Consider the following 14,454-nt stretch of genomic DNA (forward strand, 5'->3'; position numbering starts at 1 on the left):
CTCAGACTTCCAGTCGTTGTACTTTCTCGAATGCCGGCATGTCGCTGCTCAGCACGTTCATGATGTCGGTGCGGGCCTGCAACGGACCTTGATTCAGATTCGGCAGCAGGTGCTCAAGATGACGTCCTTCTTCAATGCCGTGATCCACCAGCAGTTGCAAATTATCGGCCACGTCAGACAATTGCGAATCCGATAAGCCCGCTGCGGACTCGGCGTTCCGCAGCCGAATCCAGTACCACCAGCGGATCTCATCGAACGCTATCAGCGTGTCGCTCTTCAGGTGCAGCGGATATTTTTGTTCGCCATTAGAGGCATCAACTTTCTCTGTTTGTTCCCAAACACGCCATTGTTGATCGTCGCTGTGGGCGGGCGGGGTGTAGACGCTGGCCCAAGGGCCGAACAGCGCTCGGGCGGGTACCGTCAGCGCCAGCGCGCTCCAGAATGCCGGGTCGTAGTAGCGCGCCAGCGAGTCACCATGAGACGGGTCGTTCATGCGCAGGAGGCGACGAGCATGCAAGAGCGGGGTCTCTGGCTTTTCACGCGAGGTCAGCAAAATTCCCGCGCGGTTGTCGCGGCATAGCTCTATGGCTTGGGCGGCGGCAGGACTTCCCGGTGTCAGTTGCAGCCAGATCGGACTGACATCATTCATTTCGGCAAACGGCGTGTCCTGAAACAGCTTTTCAACACCATTCAACCCGGACTGTTGATAAAGCTTTTCCAGAGCCCGAGGCTGGCGAACGCTGTCGATGATGCCATACAGGGTGCGGTTTCCACTGTTGCCCGATGGCGTTGTGGCCACGGGTTGTTCAAGGAAATGACTCAGCCATTCAGACATGGGCAAACCTCTCGCGAGCAAGCGCCATTGGCTTGCTTTCCACAGATCGGAACAAGGGGCAGGCCTTGAACGCTTTTTCGTACAAACGGATTGGTCATTGGCGGGACTAATACCTTGCCAGCCTTGTCGGCGTCAGCCTGTTTCACGACGCCCGGCAACAAAGGAGCCGCACCGGTGCCGCTCCCCGGACTACCCCCCGAGTTCATATTGATCACCGGCCCACTCATCGTCACACCACCAGCATCAATCTTGATAAAGCTGCCGCCGCCGATCAGGGTCAGCTCGGCGCCTGCTTCCATTACCACTTTCATGCCGCTGCTGAGGTGGATTTCCTGGCCGGCGTCGATGAACTGACCGGTGCCGATCTTGATGTGTTGGTTCACGCCGACTGTCAGGTGGTCGTTGGCGCGGGTTTCGACTTTGCGGTCGGCGTAGACGGTGTGGTGTTCTTCGGCCTTGAATTCGCTGTAGCTGTTCTTTTCTACGGTGTCGTGGCGTTCGTTGCCGACGCGGATTTTCTGGTCGTGCTCGACGTTTTCGTCCCAGTCACGCTGGGCGTGCAGGTAGATCTGTTCCTGACCTTTTTTGTCTTCGATGCGCAGCTCGTTGTAGCCGCCACCGCCCATCGAGCTGAGGGTCTTGAAGGTGCTGCGGGTCTTGTTCGCCGGCAGTGGATAGGGGACGGTGTTTTCCTTGTGGTACAGGCAGCCGCTGATCAACGGTTGATCGGGGTCGCCTTCAAGGAAGGTGACCAGCACTTCCATGCCGATGCGTGGGATGGCGATGCCGCCGTACTGGGCGCCGGCCCAGGCGCTGGAGACGCGCAGCCAGCAGCTGGTTTTGTCGTCGGCTTCGCCTTCGCGGTCCCAGTGGAACTGGACTTTGACGCGGCCGTATTCGTCGCAGTGGATCTCTTCACCTTTCGGGCCGGTGACCACGGCGCTCTGGCTGCCGAGGATGCGTGGTTTCGGGTGGCGCAGGGGCGGGCGGTTCGGCACGTCCCACGGGGTGGCCTGGAAGCGGTTGCGGTAGCCCTGGTGGAAATCGTCTTTGAGTGCGGTGGTGTCGCTGGTCACCGACTCTTCGAGGACCTGCGGCTGCTTGCCTTCGTGGTGGACTTCGGTGAGCAGCCAGAGGTCATTCCATTTGGCTTTCGGGTGCGCGGTCAGGGCGAGGAAGTGGCCGCTGACCAGCAACGGCTGATCGCTCTTGCCTTCAGCCAGCTTGAAATCGCTGCGATGACGTTCGAGGGCGCGTTTGGCCAGGTGTTTGCCGCGCTCGCGGTCGAGGAAACGACCTGGATAATCGTAGTCCTCAAGGTCGGGCAGGGCGTCGCCACGGTTTTCGCTTTCGAGGGTGAGGCGCGGTTTTTCGAAGTCGTAATCGCGGCGGGTGGTGCGGCTGGTGCGGGTTTCCAGGCGCAGGTCGAAACGCTTGATCACCGGGTCGCTGGCGACCATGCCGGAGTCTTGCTGATAGGCCACAGGCTTGAGTTTCGGGAACACCGTCTGGTCATCGCCGAATACCAGTTTGTGCGCCGTCGCCGTGTGCTCGAAGTGGTAATGAATACCTTCTTCCTCGCACAGGCGCTGGATGAAATGCAGGTCCGATTCATCGTATTGCACGCAGTAGATGCGCTCGGGATAGATCGAACCGGTCTTGAATTCGTAGGCGTTGCTTTGAATGCCGTGCTCTTCGAGGACCATGCCGATGATTTTCGGCACGGTGAGGTTCTGGAAGATGCGCTGATTGACGCGGTGCGCCAGGTAGGACAATTGCGGGCGCAGGGTCACTGAGTAATGGGTCAGGCGTTTGCCCGAATCACCTTGCGCGGCGCGGTAGATCTGGCCGTGGATGCCGCTGCCGTCGGGCGACAGTTGCAGGAAGGCTGGTTTGTGCAGCAGGGTTTCGAGGTCCAGCGACGGCTGCTCACTGACCAGCTCCACCTCGAACACAAAAGGCTGGCTGATGGCTTCGCGACCTTGCAGGGTGAATACCTGAAAGTCAGCAGAAAGACCTTCGATGGTCAGGGCAAAGTGGGTTTCATTGGCCGGCGCGAACATCCCTTGTTCCTCGTGCTGTACAGCGGCGTACGTCGACGACCGCAAAGCGGCTCAACTTACGCGAAATTCTGGAGGGCGAAAACAACATCGACCAGCAGAGCTGGCCGATGCTTGTAACGATCAGCCGTAATTAAACGACTGGAGCACGCCAGTCATCGGAACCCGAAGTACCGGATACTTCGTGGGTCCAGGTGATTTTGCGATAGGTGAACTGCACTTCTTCCAGGTGGGTGAAGTGCGAATTGCCTGGATCCTGGCAGTTGTGCATTTTGTTGTTGATGGCGACGATGATCGCGTCTTCCAGTTTGGTGGTGTAGTAGTGCTCTTGGGTACCTTGAGCAGAAGTACGGAACCACTGGATAACGATTTCGCTCATGCGCTCGCCGGAGGTCAGAGCGGCTTGCAGCAGTGGCGAAGCCTTGTCGTAGACCTTGGTGATCACAACTGGCTTGTGAACGCGCTGACCGGTTGGCTGACCGGATTGTGGGTCACGCGGGATGATTACGTCGTGGCTGAAAGCCTGAACCATAACCTGGTCTTCGTGGCCTTCCTGGTAGGTGTTGCCTACGGAGTCAGCGGTGAAAGCGCCTGCAGTGATCAGGCCTTGTTTTTCGCCGGTAACCGACATGTACGCTGGTGTTGCCATGGGGTGCTCTCCTTGCGGAATAATTTAAGGTGCCCGGGAGGCGAAATCGCCCGGTGGGTGCCTCACTGTTATCAAGGAGCGTGCCAACAATTGTGCCGGCCATACGGGCCGGGGTGTTTGTCTGATTTTTCAGGCGCTTGTGCGAAATAAAGCGCTCGCCCAATGCAAAAGTGCGCAAGAAGTTGCGCAGTACTGCGCAACTTCTTGCGCACTTGGCTGCAGGCCTTGTACGACGTGGCTCTCAGCGGTTTTATCAGGCTTTTTTACAAAACAAGTGCGCAACTTCTTGCGCACAATGGCCACACGCCATCATTCGGTCGAGGCGGCAACTTAAAACTTTTAGATCAAAAGATCGCAGCCTGCGGCAGCTCCTACCTTTGGAATGCATTTCCCCTGTAGGAGCTGCCGAAGGCTGCGATCTTTTGATTTTTCAACGCGCAAGTTGTGTCAGACACTCATCAATGGAACGCTGCTGCGTCGCCGCATACAACCGCAACTCATCAATGGTCGCGCGCCCCAGCGCCTGCTCGAAGGCCTGCCGATTGGAATGCTCGCCATAATGCGCCTGCGCCGCATCGCCAAGGTTCGACTGAAAAATCCCCGCTGCGCTCACCGGCAGGAAATCTTCGTACACCAACGGTTCCGCTTTCACATAACCATCGCGCAACAAGTCCTCCAGAGACGACTGCCCAAGCCCTCCAGCAGCCAGTCCTTTTTCCGTAGCGAAATAGCGAAAGTACGCCAGCTCTTGTTCACGCATACCCTCGACACTGTCAGGAAATTCGCCAAAGTGCTGAGCCATCAGCGCGTTGTAGCGTGCGGCGTTGGCTTCGTTGGGGAAGTCGCCGAGTTCATCGCGTGCGGCATTCAACAAGCGGTCGTACAGGGCCCGGCCTTTGGGCGTGAGTGCCGCGCCGCGCTGTTCGATCTCGCCGAAACGCGCGCTGTGGCTGCCACGGGTCTGGTTCTGATCGGTGAAGGCGATCGGCTCGTCCAGCGCCTTGAAACTGGTCTGGCGCAAGAGGATCGGGCACTGCCGGCGCGGCGGGCCTTCGATGACGGCTTTCGGGGTGATGCCATGGGCCGGCATTTGTTCCTGCACGCTGTCGATGTCCAGCGTGCGTGGCGTCAGGTGATTGATGTGCGGGCCTTTGAACGCGACCACGTCGGCGATCAAGCGGTGTTGGGCGCTTAAAGTCTGGTATTGCGCGGCAGTCACCGTAGCGCTGTGATGCCAGCGAAAAGTTTCCAGCGCCTGCAGGACGAATGCCTCGGCCTCGCTTTCATTCAAACCACCTGCGGTTTCAGCTTGCGCGATCAGGCGCAACGCCTCCGAGGTAAAGATCGAACGCTTGGCCAATACCGATTCTGCAAAGGCGCGCAGTTGCGCATCCTCAATCAACTCCAGGCGCAACAACGAGGTGAACACGCGAAACGGACTGATCTGCAGCGCCTCTTCATGCACCGCGCGAAACGCCGTGGAATGCACCGGCACGCCCGCCGGGGTCAGGTCGTAATAGCCCACCGGTTGCATGCCCATCACTGCAAACAGACGGGCGAGGGTGGCCAGTTCCGTGGCAGTGCCCACGCGGATCGCGCCGTGACGCTCCATGTCCAGCCGCCCGATTTCACCGGTGCTGTTGAGCTGCTCGGCGATATCCGGCTGACGGGCCAGCACCTCGCGGTTGGTTCGCTCCACCAGCTCCATCAGCGCGCCGTACAGCGGCACTTCTTCGCGGTACATGTCGGACATCGCTTTGGAGAAGCGTTGGCGGATCAGGTCGGGGCTGACGAACGGCTGCACGGTCATGAAAAAAATTCCTGCCACGGTCACGGAATGGATGAGGGAAAAGATCGCAGCCTTCTCGCACGCGGGCAAACGAAGAATCCTACGAACTTCATTCTGCCAACGACTGATCCACCAGTTCGATCCAGTGCATCACCCGCGTGCGTCCGGCACTGGCCAGATGGCTCTGGCAGCCGACGTTGGAAGTGACGATCAGCTCAGGCCGGTCGCTTTCCAGCGCATTCAAGCGGTTGTCGCGCAGTTGTCGGGCGAGCACCGGTTGCGTCAGCGAATACGTACCTGCCGAGCCGCAGCACAAGTGGCCGTCGGGCACGGCGGTGAGATTGAAACCCAGGCGTGTCAGCACGGCTTCCACCGCGCCGCCCAGTTTCAACGCATGCTGCAAGGTGCATGGGCAATGCACGGCAATCCGCCGTTCAGTGGCGGCGCAGATCTGTTCGAGCGGTTCCTGCGCGAGTATCTGCACCAGATCCAGCGTCCGCTCGCTGATTTCCCTGGCCTTGGCCGCATACACCGGATCGTCTGCCAGCAAATGCCCGTAATCCTTGATGAATGCACCGCAACCGCTGGCGGTCTGCACAATCGCTTCGGCACCGTTTTGCAGGTGCGGCCACCAGGCATCGATGTTCTGCCGGGCGCGGTCGAGGCCTTTGGCTTGCGCGTCGAGGTGATAGTCCAGCGCACCGCAACAACCGGCCTCGGCCACCGGGGTGACACTGATACCCAGGCGATCCAGCACCCGCGCCGTGGCGTCATTGGTATTTGGCGATAACCCCGGTTGCACACAGCCCTCCAGCAACAACACGCGACGGGCATGCCGAGGGGCAGGGCGCGAACCGTAAACCGGCAAGTGCTGCGGAAGTTTGCTTTCAAGCAAGCGCGGCAACAGCGGCCGAAACGTCGTGCCCACGCGTAGCAAGCCTTTGAACAACCCTGGATTCGGCGCCAATGCGCGCAAACCCTCGCGCAACAGGCGTTGCGCCGCCTGACGTGGCACCGCGTGATCGACCACCGCGCGGCCGATGTCGAGCAGGTTGTGATAGTCGACGCCGGACGGGCAGGTGGTTTCGCAGTTGCGGCACGACAGGCAGCGATCCAGATGCAGTTGAGTCTGCGCCGTCGCGGGTGCGCCTTCGAGCACTTGTTTGATCAGGTAGATGCGCCCGCGCGGGCCATCCAGTTCATCGCCGAGCAACTGATAGGTCGGACAGGTCGCGTTGCAAAAACCACAGTGCACGCAGGTGCGCAGAATCTTTTCCGCCTCGGCGGCGCGGGGCAGTTGTCGCGATTGTTCGCTGAGGGTGGTTTGCATGGCTAGAACTCCGCGTACATCCGACCGGGATTGAACAGCCCTTGCGGGTCGAGTTGCGCCTTGAGTTGTCGGTGATAGCGCAGCAGTGTCCAGGCCAGCGGCTGGAACGGCGAAGAGCTGGCGCCGTGGGTAAAGCAGGTGGCATGGCCGCCGAGTTCCTGAGCGAGAATATGAATGTGCTCAGCGTCGGATTTCAGCCAGCGTTGCGCGCCGGCCCAGTCGATCAGTTGCTCGCCGGGCAGATCCAGTGGCCCGAGATTGTTCGGCAAAGACAAGCGCCACAGCGGCAGGCCTTCGTCGAAAAACCCTAGGCGCTGCTCATTCAGATCGCGCCAGAACCCTGAATCCAGCGGCTCGCCACCGAGGCGCTGATGCGCCGCCGTCACCGAACCTTCGCCGCCCTCAAGCCGCAAATACAGGCTCTGGCCATCGTGGCAGGCGGCACTGATTGGCAGCGGTTGCTGACCCCATTCGGCAAGCTTGGCCAGTGCCCGCGCGCATTCCATATCGAGGCGAATGCTCAGGCATTGCCGTGGTTTCGGCAGGACTTTCAGCGACACTTCGGTGAGCACGCCGAGGCAGCCGTAACTGCCGGCCATCAGCCGTGACAGGTCATAACCGGCGACGTTTTTCATCACTCCGCCGCCGAAACGCAGGTGTTGCCCAAGGCCAGTGATCACTCGCGTGCCCAGCACGAAGTCGCGCACCGAGCCAGACCACGGCCGTCGTGGCCCGGACAAACCCGTGGCGATCATGCCGCCAACCGTTGCGCCTTCGCCGAACGCTGGCGGCTCGCAGGGCAGCATTTGTCCGGCAGCATCCAGCGCCGCCAGCAGCTCGGACAACGGCGTACCGGCGCGCACCGTGACCACCAGCTCGGTCGGCTCGTAACGGACGATGCCGCAGTGGGCGCGGGTGTCGAGCACTTCGCCGGCGACCTCGCGGCCGAGAAACGCTTTGCTGTTGCCACCCTGAATTTTCAGCGGCGTGGCATTGGCCCGCGCCTCGTTGACCTGATCGAGCAGAGCGCTGGCGGCGTCGACGTCAGCCATCAGAAACGCTCCAGTTCGGGGAAGGGCAATTGCCCGGCGTGAATGTGCATCGCGCCGAATTCGGCGCAGCGGTGCAGGGTCGGAATGTTCTTGCCGGGGTTGAGCAGGCCTTGTGGGTCGAACGCGGCTTTTACGGCATGAAACAGGCTCAGTTCGTCGCTGTTGAACTGCGCGCACATCTGGTTGATTTTCTCGCGGCCAACCCCGTGTTCACCGGTGATGCTGCCGCCGACCTGCACGCACAGTTCAAGGATCTTGCCGCCCAAGGCTTCGGCGCGATGCAGTTCGCCGGGTTGGTTGGCGTCGAACAGAATCAGCGGGTGCATATTGCCGTCGCCGGCATGGAACACGTTGGCCACGCGCAAACCGTATTCCTCACTGAGGCGGGCGATGCCTTGCAGGACGCCGGGCAATTCGCGGCGCGGGATGGTGCCGTCCATGCAGTAATAGTCCGGCGACAAACGGCCGATGGCCGGGAAAGCATTTTTGCGCCCGGCCCAGAAGCGCACGCGCTCGGCTTCGTCGCGGGCCTGACGCACTTCGGTGGCGCCGGCCGCGGTCATGACCTCGCGCACCCGCTGGCAATCATCGTGGACATCGGCCTCAACGCCATCGAGTTCGCACAGCAGAATTGCCTCGGCATCGACCGGGTAACCGGCGTGGATGAAATCTTCGGCGGCGCGAATGGCTAGGTTGTCCATCATCTCCAGCCCGCCAGGAATGATCCCCGCCGCGATGATTTCGGCCACCGCGCGACCGGCCTTTTCCACGGAATCGAAACTGGCCAGCAGGACTTTCGCGACCTGCGGTTTGGGCAGCAGTTTGACCGTGACTTCGGTGATGATCCCCAGCAAACCTTCGGAGCCGGTGAACAGCGCGAGCAAATCGAAACCCGCTGAATCGAGGGCGTCCGAACCGAGGGTCAGGCGTTCGCCTTCGATGGTCAGCACTTCGATTTTCAGCAGGTTGTGCACGGTCAAACCGTACTTGAGGCAATGCACACCGCCGGCATTTTCGGCGACGTTGCCGCCGATCGAACAGGCGATCTGCGAGGATGGATCCGGCGCGTAATACAGGCCGAAGGGCGCGGCGGCCTGGGAGATCGCCAGATTGCGCACCCCCGGCTGAACCCGCGCGGTGCGCGCGGCCGGGTCGATGTGCAGGATGTTGTTGAAGCGCGCCATCACCAACAGCAGGCCCTGTTCCAGCGGCAAGGCGCCGCCGGACAACCCGGTGCCGGCACCACGGGCAACCACCGGGACGTTTTTTTCATGGCAGAGTTTGAGCAGGATTTGCACTTGCTCAAGTCGTCGGGGCAGGGCGACCAGCATCGGTGTGGTGCGGTAGGCGGAGAGGCCATCGCATTCGTAGGGTTTGAGTTCTTCTTCACGCCACAAAATGTCGAGGTCAGGCACGGCGTGTTGCAAGGCCTTGAGCAGGTCAGCCTTGTTCACCTGCGGCAACCGGCCGTCGAGGCGTTCGTCATAAAGAATGTTCATCTCAAGCCCTTACCCTTGATCGTTCCCACGCTCTGCGTGGGAATGCAGCCCGTGACGCTCCGCGTCACTGGACGCGGAGCGTGGGAACGATCAGGGGCAGAGTGCATTGTCATCTTTGGCTTCCCAGAAACTCGCGATACAGGCGCGCAGTATTCCCCGGCTGTTCAACCATCGGCATGTGCCCGACGTGATCCCAGACATCCACACGCAAATTCGCAATGCCCTTGCTCCACACCGGCACGCTGCTGACGTCGATCAGCCGATCCTTGCGCCCCCAGAGCAATAGCGCCGGGCACTTGATGTCGACCAGTTTCGGCTCCATCGGCGGGCTGGCGCGAAAATCGCGGAAGATCTCTTCCAGTTCATCGCGTTGTTGTTCGTAGCGCTGGGCGATGGCGTCCAGCACCAATTTGGGTACCCATGGCGGCGTGGCCATGGTCATCGCGTAGAACTGCTGGAACTCTTCCCGGGAATTGATCAGAAACGGGTTATGCCCGCGCGCCAGATGGCGCTCCATGTCGCTGGCCTCGGGTGCGGTGACGCCCGCCGGGTCGATCAGTGCCACCGAAGCGATGCGATCCGGATAAGTCGCCGCCAGCCACGCGGCGATGTAGCCGCCCATCGAGTTGCCGATCACATGGACTTTCTCCACGCCGCAAACGTCGAGCAACTGGATCATGCGCTTGGCCTGCAGCGGAATGTCGTAGCCGCCGCCCGCCTTGAAGCCGGTTTCACCATGGCCGGCGAGGTCTGGGATGATCACCCGATACTGGCGCACGAAGTGCCGGGAAAAGCGCAGCCACAGGTTCTTGTCGGCGCTGTAACCATGCAGCATCAGAATCGCGCTGGCCGCTTCATACGGCCCGCCCTGCCAAGTCGAGACGGTCATCTCGGCGATCGGCACTTCGATCTTGTGCAATTTGTACAACTTGGCCTCGATGGCCATGTTCAGGTCGTACAGCCAATGACCGACCGCCGGATAACTCAACCAGCTCCAGGCCACGAAAACCGCGAGGGCGACAAACAGCAAAAGCATCGACGTCTTCCTTTTACGTGTTCAGGACAGAATGTGGTCGGCCGGTTTCAGCGCTCGGGTCAAGCGGTGATAGCTGAAACTGAAGCCGGGAAACATCGCGATCACATGACCGCTCTTGCTTTGATACCAACTGTGGCAGCCGCCGGACTTCCAGACCGTGCGCTCCATCTCCCGATGAATCATCTCAGTGTAGGTACGTTCCGCTTCACGGCGCACTTCGATGCTGCGCAGACCCTTCGCCTGCACGGTACGAATGCAGTCAAGGATGTAGTTCATCTGCGATTCGATGATGAACAGCGCCGAGGTGTGCCCAATGCCGGTGTTCGGGCCGGTGACGATAAACAGGTTGGGGAAGTCCGGCAGGCTGGTGCCCAGATACGCGCGCGGGTATTGCGCCCAGACATCTCTCAGTTGCACGGCGTTTTTTCCGCTGACCGGGTAGGAAATTACTCCGTCGGTGGCGTCGTAACCGGTCGACCAGACGATCAGATCAACATCGATGTGCTGACCGTCCTGAGTGTTGATGCCGGTTTCGTCGATGGAAGCGATGCCTTGCTCGCGGGTATGCAAGGTGACATTGGGACGACTCAGCGTCGGGTAATAAGTGCTGGACACCAGCACCCGTTTGCAGCCGATGGTGAAGTCCGGGGTGAGTTTTTCTTGCAGCGCCGGGTCTGGCACCTGGCGTTTGAGAAAGCGCAGGGCGTGCTGCTGGACCATGTGAATCGCCGCTTTCGAGTATTTGAACGCGATGACGCGGGTTTCGAATTGCCAGTAAATCAGCCAGCGCAACAATTTGTAGGCGGGTTTCAGGCCGAATAGCCAGCGTTGCAGCGGCCCGAACTGCCGATCGGCGCGGGGCAGCACCCAATGCGGCGTGCGCTGAAACACGTGCAATTGCTCGACCTGCGGCGCAATCGCCGGAATCACCTGCACCGCACTGGCACCGCTGCCGACGATGGCCACGCGTTTACCGCGGTAGTCGTAGCTGTGATCCCAGTTGTTCGTATGAAAAGTCTTGCCTTTAAAGCGATCCTGGCCAGGAAAGTGTGGGATGACCGGTTGGCTCAATGGTCCGGTGGCATTGATCAGGAACTGCGCATAAAAGGTGCCTTTGCTGGCGGTGTGCACAGCCCAGCGTTTTTCCGTGTCGTCCCATTCGACGCGCTCGACATTGGCCTCCAGCTCCACGCGCTCACGCAAACCGAACTGCTCGATGACATGCTCGGTGTAGCGCTGCAGTTCGGCCTGTCCGGCGAACATCTGCGACCAGCGGTACGGCGCGAACGACAGCGAATACAGGGGCGACGGCACGTCCACCGCCGCGCCGGGGTAGGTGTTCTGGCACCAGGTGCCGCCAAAGAAGTCCCGTCGCTCCAGCAGGCGAAAATCGTCGATCCCGGCCTTGAGCAGGTTGACCGCAGCACATTGACCGCCAAAACCGCTGCCGATGATCAACACGTGATAGGTGTGCATGGGTCTCCTTCTTATAGTTTTTTTTCCATTTTGCTCCTTTCATGTATAGCCAAATATTTGCCCTGTGTGCGGCCCTGATGTCGCGCTATTCAGCCCGCTGGCCGGTGATGGCTATTTAACGTCGCCCTGTTAGACTTCCAGCACATCCGTCCTGCGGTGTGCGTGATCGAGGTCCTTATGGGAAATACCGGAGGAAAGGGACTTTCATTGGCCAGGAGGCTTTATACGTCGCGCATCCTCGGGTTGATTCTGGGGCTCGTGTGCGTGAGCGTGTCGATGTACTCGCTCGATCCGCCGCTGTGGGTCTGGGCACTGATGTTCTTCAACGGCCTGGTCTGGCCGCATCTGGCGTTTCAATGGGCGCGCCGCGCCCGGGTTCCTTACCACGCTGAACACCGCAATCTGTTGATTGACGCTTTTTTCGGCGGCTTTTGGCTTGCCGCCATGCATTTCAATCCGCTGCCCACTGCCACGACCATTTCGATGATGGCAATGAACAACGTCGCAATCGGTGGTTCACGTTTTCTATTGGCAGGCTCTGCGGCGCAGTTGCTCGGGGTCGGCGTCGGGCTGGTGGTGTTTGCTCCGGCATTCATTCCGCAAACTACGCCTGCACAAATGTACGCCTGTTTCCCGTTACTGCTGCTGTACCCCTTGGCGCTGGGCTGGATCTGCTTTCGTCAGGCCTACACGCTTGGCTTGCATAAACGCGAATTGCTCGCCTTGAGCCGCACCGACAGCCTGACCGGGCTGCTCAATCATGGCGCCTGGAAGGATCAACTGGAGATCGCTTTTCAGCGCTGCAAGCGGCAGAAGCAGGGTGCGGCGATTGCGCTGATCGACATCGATCACTTCAAGGCGATCAACGACACCTACGGCCATGTCGCGGGCGACATCGTGTTGCGCCAGTTGAGCAAGTTGCTTAAACAAAACCTGCGGGCGACGGACGTTGCCGGGCGTTATGGCGGTGATGAGTTCTGCGTGATTTTGCCGGATCTGCCGCTGTTCAACGCCGCGCAGGCGATGGAAGCGTTGCGTGAGCGCTTCGCGATTCTGGGTTATGAGCAGAATCCGGCGTTGAAGGTCAGCTTGAGCATCGGCCTGGCGGCGTACGATCCGGCGCATGCCGACGCAACACGCTGGCTCAATGATGCCGATCAGGCGTTGTACGAAGCCAAGGCCAGCGGGCGTAACCGGGTGATCTGCAATTGCGATGACAAGTCCCGGCAGACGTTACTGGATTCGGTTTGATCCGCATCACCACAAATCCCTTGTGGGAGCGAGCCTGCTCGCGAAAGCGCTGGGTCAGCCAACATTGATATCGCCTGACACGACGCCTTCGCGAGCAGGCTCGCTCCCACAGGGGTTGTGTGTTGTCGGTTAGATCAGTGTCGCATTCGGTGTAGAGCCTCGCGCCGATGTCGGGTACGGTTAAATCCCCCCCGACGCGAAACAAGGATCGCTTCATGACGTGCTCATTTTCTCGCTCCCTGCTGGCCGCTAGCCTCGGCCTGTCTCTCGCCTTCTCGGCTGCCCACGCCTTTGCCGAACCGCACAAACAAGTGCTCGCCGATGCCGAGCAGTACCAGCCAGAAGCACTGAAACTGCTGGAGCGGCTGGTTAATATCGACTCCGGCTCAGGTTATGAACCCGGCCTCAAGCAAGTCAGCGACATCGCCATCGATGAGCTGAAAAAACTCGGCGCCACCATCGAACTGGTGCCCAATACGCCGGAAAAATCCAACCATGTACTGGCGACGCTGACAGGCACCGGCAAGGCGAAAATCCTCCTGATGGCGCACATGGACACGGTGTTCAAGGAAGGTTCGGCGGCCGAGCGGCCGTTTCACATCAAGGACGGCCGCGCTTACGGGCCGGGGGTGATGGATGACAAGGGCGGCATCGTCGCCGGGATCTATGCACTGAAAGTCCTGAAAAACCTCGACTTCAAGGACTATGCGCAAATCACCTTCCTGCTTGATGCCAGCGAGGAAACCGGCTCGGACGTCGCCACCGATCTGATCAAGAAAACCGCCAAACAGCACGACGTGACCCTCAACCTTGAGCCGGGCCGCCCGGCCGATGGCCTGGTGGTGTGGCGCAAGGGCAGCGCGACGGCGCTGGTTGAGGTCAAGGGTAAAGCCGCACACGCCGGCGTCGCCCCGGAACTGGGGCGCAACGCCGCGATGGAAGCGGCGCACCAGATTCTGCAGTTGGGCAAACTCGGCGATGAGGCGAAGAAGACCACCATCAACTTCACCGTGCTCAAGGCCGGCGACCGCACCAACGTGATTCCCGATCAAGCCACCGCCAAGGCCGACGTGCGCGCGGCGGTGCCGGAGGAGTTTGACCGGATCGAAAAGGATCTGGCGCGGGTGTCGCAGGACAAGTTGATTGCTGAGACGGAAGTGAAGACTTCATTGCAACGCGGCTTGCCCCCAATGCCGCAAACGCCTGAGTCGGATCGCCTGATGGCGATGGCTCAAGGGATTTATGGCGAGATTGGTCGCAAGTTGACCGAGGAGGGCAGTGGCGGCGCGGCGGATGCGAGTTTGTCTGCCGGGGTTGGCACGCCGACGCTGGATGGTTTCGGGATTGTCGGCGGCAATATCCACACGCCGGAGGAATACGCCGAAGTGGCGAGCGTGGCGCCGCGGATTTATCTATTGTCGCGGATGATTATGGAGTTGGCCAAACCGCGGTGAGTGGGTTTGTGGTGTGACTGATG

General features: G+C 60.3%; 11 protein-coding genes. 2 read left to right on the forward strand and 9 right to left on the reverse strand.

The genetic code is table 11. The annotated features are described in order from the left end of the window. Position 1: 1 nt before the first annotated feature. From AB4N74_RS05525 to AB4N74_RS05565, 9 genes are all read right to left on the reverse strand, one after another. Positions 2-835, reverse strand: coding sequence for a DUF4123 domain-containing protein (locus tag AB4N74_RS05525; protein WP_257358172.1), 834 nt, complete (start codon positions 833-835; stop codon positions 2-4). After that, on the reverse strand, positions 820-2,898 hold the full coding sequence (locus AB4N74_RS05530) for a type VI secretion system Vgr family protein (protein ID WP_460098579.1): 2,079 nt from the start codon (positions 2,896-2,898) through the stop codon (positions 820-822). The genes AB4N74_RS05525 and AB4N74_RS05530 overlap by 16 nt, the downstream gene beginning before the upstream one ends. 130 nt (positions 2,899-3,028) lie before the next feature. After that, on the reverse strand, positions 3,029-3,544 hold the full coding sequence (locus tag AB4N74_RS05535) for an Hcp family type VI secretion system effector (RefSeq protein ID WP_007919523.1): 516 nt from the start codon (positions 3,542-3,544) through the stop codon (positions 3,029-3,031). A gap of 430 nt (positions 3,545-3,974) precedes the next feature. Beyond that, positions 3,975-5,354, reverse strand: coding sequence for a 2-oxoadipate dioxygenase/decarboxylase HglS (hglS, locus tag AB4N74_RS05540; protein ID WP_460098581.1), 1,380 nt, complete (start codon positions 5,352-5,354; stop codon positions 3,975-3,977). 88 nt (positions 5,355-5,442) lie between these two features. Continuing rightward, entirely contained in the window at positions 5,443-6,663 is a 1,221-nt protein-coding gene (gene glcF, locus AB4N74_RS05545) for a glycolate oxidase subunit GlcF (RefSeq protein WP_257358174.1), read from the reverse strand. 2 nt (positions 6,664-6,665) lie between these two features. Continuing rightward, positions 6,666-7,715 carry a glycolate oxidase subunit GlcE gene (gene glcE, locus AB4N74_RS05550; RefSeq protein ID WP_257358175.1) on the reverse strand — a complete coding sequence of 350 codons (1,050 nt, stop codon included), beginning with the start codon at positions 7,713-7,715 and terminating at the stop codon, positions 6,666-6,668. Beyond that, complete coding sequence (gene glcD / locus AB4N74_RS05555; RefSeq protein WP_460098584.1) at positions 7,715-9,214, reverse strand: glycolate oxidase subunit GlcD; 1,500 nt, start codon at positions 9,212-9,214, stop codon at positions 7,715-7,717. Before glcD ends, glcE begins: the two co-directional genes overlap by 1 nt. 109 nt (positions 9,215-9,323) lie before the next feature. Next, a complete protein-coding gene (locus AB4N74_RS05560; protein WP_093439060.1) occupies positions 9,324-10,250 on the reverse strand; it encodes an alpha/beta fold hydrolase in 927 nt (308 codons plus the stop codon). A 21-nt stretch (positions 10,251-10,271) separates the two neighbouring features. Then, entirely contained in the window at positions 10,272-11,726 is a 1,455-nt protein-coding gene (locus AB4N74_RS05565; RefSeq protein ID WP_460098586.1) for a flavin-containing monooxygenase, read from the reverse strand. Positions 11,727-11,903: 177 nt separating this feature from the next. On the opposite strand from AB4N74_RS05565, the gene AB4N74_RS05570 reads away from it, so the two are divergent. Continuing rightward, complete coding sequence (locus AB4N74_RS05570; RefSeq protein WP_093439052.1) at positions 11,904-12,977, forward strand: diguanylate cyclase; 1,074 nt, start codon at positions 11,904-11,906, stop codon at positions 12,975-12,977. A 215-nt stretch (positions 12,978-13,192) separates the two neighbouring features. Further along, positions 13,193-14,431 carry a M20/M25/M40 family metallo-hydrolase gene (locus tag AB4N74_RS05575; RefSeq protein ID WP_460098588.1) on the forward strand — a complete coding sequence of 413 codons (1,239 nt, stop codon included), beginning with the start codon at positions 13,193-13,195 and terminating at the stop codon, positions 14,429-14,431. Positions 14,432-14,454 lie beyond the last annotated feature (23 nt).

It is taken from the genome of Pseudomonas sp. H3_C08 (assembly GCF_054669455.1).

Bases quoted from the DNA above. Each gene is read 5' to 3' on its own strand.
- glcE (WP_257358175.1), bottom strand. From the start codon at position 7,715: ATGGCTGACGTCGACGCCGCCAGCGCTCTGCTCGATCAGGTCAACGAG.
- AB4N74_RS05535 (WP_007919523.1), bottom strand. From the start codon at position 3,544: ATGGCAACACCAGCGTACATGTCGGTTACCGGCGAAAAACAAGGCCTG.
- AB4N74_RS05560 (WP_093439060.1), bottom strand. From the start codon at position 10,250: ATGCTTTTGCTGTTTGTCGCCCTCGCGGTTTTCGTGGCCTGGAGCTGG.
- AB4N74_RS05530 (WP_460098579.1), bottom strand. From the start codon at position 2,898: ATGTTCGCGCCGGCCAATGAAACCCACTTTGCCCTGACCATCGAAGGT.
- glcF (WP_257358174.1), bottom strand. From the start codon at position 6,663: ATGCAAACCACCCTCAGCGAACAATCGCGACAACTGCCCCGCGCCGCC.
- AB4N74_RS05570 (WP_093439052.1), top strand. From the start codon at position 11,904: ATGGGAAATACCGGAGGAAAGGGACTTTCATTGGCCAGGAGGCTTTAT.
- glcD (WP_460098584.1), bottom strand. From the start codon at position 9,214: ATGAACATTCTTTATGACGAACGCCTCGACGGCCGGTTGCCGCAGGTG.
- AB4N74_RS05565 (WP_460098586.1), bottom strand. From the start codon at position 11,726: ATGCACACCTATCACGTGTTGATCATCGGCAGCGGTTTTGGCGGTCAA.
- hglS (WP_460098581.1), bottom strand. From the start codon at position 5,354: ATGACCGTGCAGCCGTTCGTCAGCCCCGACCTGATCCGCCAACGCTTC.
- AB4N74_RS05575 (WP_460098588.1), top strand. From the start codon at position 13,193: ATGACGTGCTCATTTTCTCGCTCCCTGCTGGCCGCTAGCCTCGGCCTG.
- AB4N74_RS05525 (WP_257358172.1), bottom strand. From the start codon at position 835: ATGTCTGAATGGCTGAGTCATTTCCTTGAACAACCCGTGGCCACAACG.